3 protein-coding genes are annotated in these 3,339 nt (G+C 67.0%); all 3 read right to left on the reverse strand.

Annotated features, from left to right (window positions below):
* Positions 1-45 precede the first annotated feature (45 nt).
* The 3 genes from ACREBX_RS15965 to ACREBX_RS15975 are packed head-to-tail and all read right to left on the reverse strand — an operon-like array spanning position 46 to position 3,208.
* On the reverse strand, positions 46-1,722 hold the full coding sequence (locus tag ACREBX_RS15965) for a cisplatin damage response ATP-dependent DNA ligase (protein ID WP_431562723.1): 1,677 nt from the start codon (positions 1,720-1,722) through the stop codon (positions 46-48).
* Positions 1,719-2,732: a ligase-associated DNA damage response exonuclease gene (locus ACREBX_RS15970; RefSeq protein ID WP_431562724.1), complete on the reverse strand. Its 1,014-nt coding sequence runs from the start codon at positions 2,730-2,732 to the stop codon at positions 1,719-1,721. The genes ACREBX_RS15965 and ACREBX_RS15970 overlap by 4 nt, the downstream gene beginning before the upstream one ends.
* Positions 2,732-3,208, reverse strand: coding sequence for a UdgX family uracil-DNA binding protein (locus tag ACREBX_RS15975; protein WP_431562725.1), 477 nt, complete (start codon positions 3,206-3,208; stop codon positions 2,732-2,734). Before ACREBX_RS15975 ends, ACREBX_RS15970 begins: the two co-directional genes overlap by 1 nt.
* Positions 3,209-3,339 lie beyond the last annotated feature (131 nt).

Genomic DNA, 3,339 nt, shown 5'->3' on the forward strand with positions numbered 1-3,339 from the left:
CCGATGGCCCCCCACCCCAACCCCTCCCCTGAAGGGGAGGGGTTATCACGTCACCATCGCTTGCAGCGTCGCAATGCGGTCGGCCTCTTCGGCGGGCTTGTCGCGGCGGATGCGCGAAATGCGCGGAAAGCGCATCGCGAGTCCCGACTTGTGGCGCTTGCTGCTGTGGATCGAATCGAAGGCGACTTCGAGCACGAGCGATTTTTCGACCTCGCGCACCGGCCCGAAGCGGTTCAGCGTGTTGTCGCGGACGAACTTGTCGAGCCATTTCAGCTCCTCGTCGGTGAAGCCCGAATAAGCCTTCCCCACCGGCAGCAATTCGCCCGCCTCGCTCCAGCAGCCAAAGGTGTAATCCGAATAGAAACTCGCGCGGCGGCCATTGCCGCGCTGCGCATACATCATCACGCAGTCGGCGGTGAGCGGGTCGCGCTTCCATTTATACCAAAGCCCGGCGCGGCGCCCGGCCACATAGGGCGCATCACGGCGCTTGAGCATCACCCCCTCGATCGCCGCATCGCGTGCGCCCGCGCGGCGCTCGGCGAGCTCGCCGAAATCGCTGGCGTCGATCACTTGCGACAGGTCGAAATGGCTGCCGGCGAGCCGCGGCACGAACGCATCCAGCTGCCGCCGGCGTTCGGTCCACGGCAGGCCGCGCAGATCGTTGCCGTCGACCGCGAGCAAATCATAGACCCGTACGAACGCAGGGTAATCGGCGAGCATCTTCTTCGAGACGATTTTGCGGCCTAGCCGCTGCTGCAGCGCATTGAAGCTCGCCGCCCCTCCCTGTGTTTCTGGCCCCCCCTGCATCTCGCCGCGCACGAGCAATTCGCCGTCGATCACCGCATCCTGATCGAACGCCGCAACCAGCTCGGGGAACGCGCCGCTGATCTCCTCGCCGCCGCGGCTGTATATCCGCGTCTCGCCGCCGCCCCCGCTGCCACCACGTACGATCTGGACACGAATGCCGTCCCATTTCCATTCGGCAGCATAATCGGCAAGGTCGACGCTTTCCTCCTCCAACGGATGCGCGAGCATGAAGGGGCGGAAGAAAGCGACGTCCTTGAGGTCCGGCCGCTCGGCCCGCCCCTCGCCCCACGCAAACAGCGGCGCATAGGGCGGCGGGATCGCGTGCCATAGCTCCTCGACATCATCGACCGGCACGTCGAACGCCTGTGCGAATGCCTGTTTCGCGAGCCGCGCCGACACCCCGACGCGCATCCCGCCGAGCGCGAGTTTGAGGAGCGCGTAGCGCCCATCGGCGTCGAGGCGGTCGAGCAGCGAGGCGACGATGGCGGGTGCGTCGCTGCGGGTGGCGGCAGAGAGGGCATCGACGGCGGCGGAGACCGACAATCCCCCCGCCCCTTCAGGGCTGGGGGTGGGGGCCATCGAGGTCGCGCCAACGCCGACAGCCCCCACCCCAACCCCTCGCCTGAAGGGGAGGGGCTTTTCTGGCTCCGGCCAGAGCAGCGCCGCCGTCTCGGCCGTGTCGCCGACGAAGTGCCGCGACAGGCGGAACAATTCCTCGTCGACCCGTGTCGCAAGCAATGTCCGCACCGTTCCAGCCTTCACCGCAGGAAAATCGAGGCTCTCGGTCAGCGCGGCAATCGCCCACCCACGGTCGGGGTCGGGCGTGTGGCGGAGATAATCGACGATCAGCGCGAGCTTGCTGTTGCGCGAGCGCGTGTAGATCAGCCGGTCGATCAGGGCCGCGAAGCGCTTCACGCCTCCTCCTCCAGATCGCGCCCGACGAGGTGCAGTGCCCGCGCCTTGCGCTGATGCAGTTCGCACCAGCGCAGCAGGCCATCCTCGCTGCCGTGGGTGATCCAGCTTTCCTTCGGGTTCACTTGCGCGATCGTCGCGGTCAGTTCGTCCCAGTCGGCATGGTCCGAAATGACCAGCGGCAATTCGACCATTCGCTGCCGCGCACGCTGGCGCACGCGCATCCAGCCCGACGCCATCGCGGTCACCGGATCGGGCAGCCGGCGCGACCAGCGGTCGTTCAGCGCCGAGGGCGGTGCAAGGACGATCTGCCCCGCCATTTCGGCCTTGTCGGTTTCGCTGACGAGCCGCAGCTCGCCAAGGTCAACGCCATGCACCGCATATAGCTGGCACATCTTCTCCAGCGCGCCATGAATATAGATCGGCGCATCCCACCCCGCGCCGCGCAGCTCGGCGATCACCCGCTGCGCCTTGCCCAGCGCATAGGCGCCGACGAGCACCGAGCGATCGGGCTCGGCGCGTACCGCGCCGATCAGCTTGGCGATCTCGTCGGCGGTCGGCGGATGGCGAAACACCGGCAAGCCAAAGGTCGCCTCGGTGATGAAGATGTCGCACGGCACCACCTCGAAGGGTGTGCAGGTCGGATCGGGGCGGCGTTTGTAGTCGCCGGTGACGACGATCCGCTCGCCCCGATATTCCATCAATATCTGCGCGCTGCCAAGCACATGCCCCGCGGGATGGAAGCTGAATCGCACCCCGCCGCGCTCGAACCCGTCGCCATATTCATACGCCTGATTGTGGCTCGCCTCGGCATCGACACCATAGCGCAGCGCCATGATCGCCAGCGTCTCGGGGGTCGCGAACACCGCGCCGTGGCCGCTCCGCGCATGATCGGCATGACCATGCGTCACCGCGGCGCGCTCGACCGGGCGCGAGGGATCGATCCACAGGTCGGCGGGCTTCACATAAATCCCGCTCGAATGCGGCTCGATCCAGGATTTGGCCTTCGCCATCAGGCGGCGAGTTTCCGCGCGAACGCCAGATCAGCAACGAACATATCGCGCTCCTTCGCGGCGCGTTCGCGATCGGGAAGACGGAGCAGGATGGATGGATGGATCGTCGCGATCAGTTTCGTCCCGCCTTCCAGCTCATGCACCGTCCCGCGCATCGACGTGATGCTCGCGCTCTTACCCGTCACGCCGCGCAGCGCGCTCGTGCGCGGCGTCACGATCAGGTCGGGTTGAACGAACGCCCGCTCCTTGTCGAGCCACCGGCGGCACATGTCGATCTCGCCCGTCGTCGGATTCTGGTGGAGGCGCCTTTTGCCGCGCGGTTCGAATTTGAAATGCTTGACCGCGTTGGTCAGGAACAGCCGGGTGCGGTCGAGCCCCGCTTCTTCCAGCGCCTCATTGAGCACCTGCCCCGCGGGTCCGACGAACGGCCGCCCCTGCAAATCCTCCTGATCCCCCGGCTGCTCGCCGACCCGCATGATCCGCGCGCGCGGGTCCCTCGCCCGCCACGCCCTGCGTCGCGTTGCAATAGAGCGGGCAGCGCGATCTCGACCACCAGCCCGGTCGGTTCCCAGTGGCGCGCGATCGTGCCGCCCAGATTGTTGCGCAC

Origin of the sequence: Sphingopyxis sp. (assembly GCF_050725655.1) — a bacterium.
Classification (GTDB): domain Bacteria; phylum Pseudomonadota; class Alphaproteobacteria; order Sphingomonadales; family Sphingomonadaceae; genus Sphingopyxis.

Coding starts and splice junctions, on each gene's coding strand:
- ACREBX_RS15970 (WP_431562724.1), bottom strand. CDS start 2,732: ATGGCGAAGGCCAAATCCTGGATCGAGCCGCATTCGAGCGGGATTTAT.
- ACREBX_RS15975 (WP_431562725.1), bottom strand. CDS start 3,208: ATGCGGGTCGGCGAGCAGCCGGGGGATCAGGAGGATTTGCAGGGGCGG.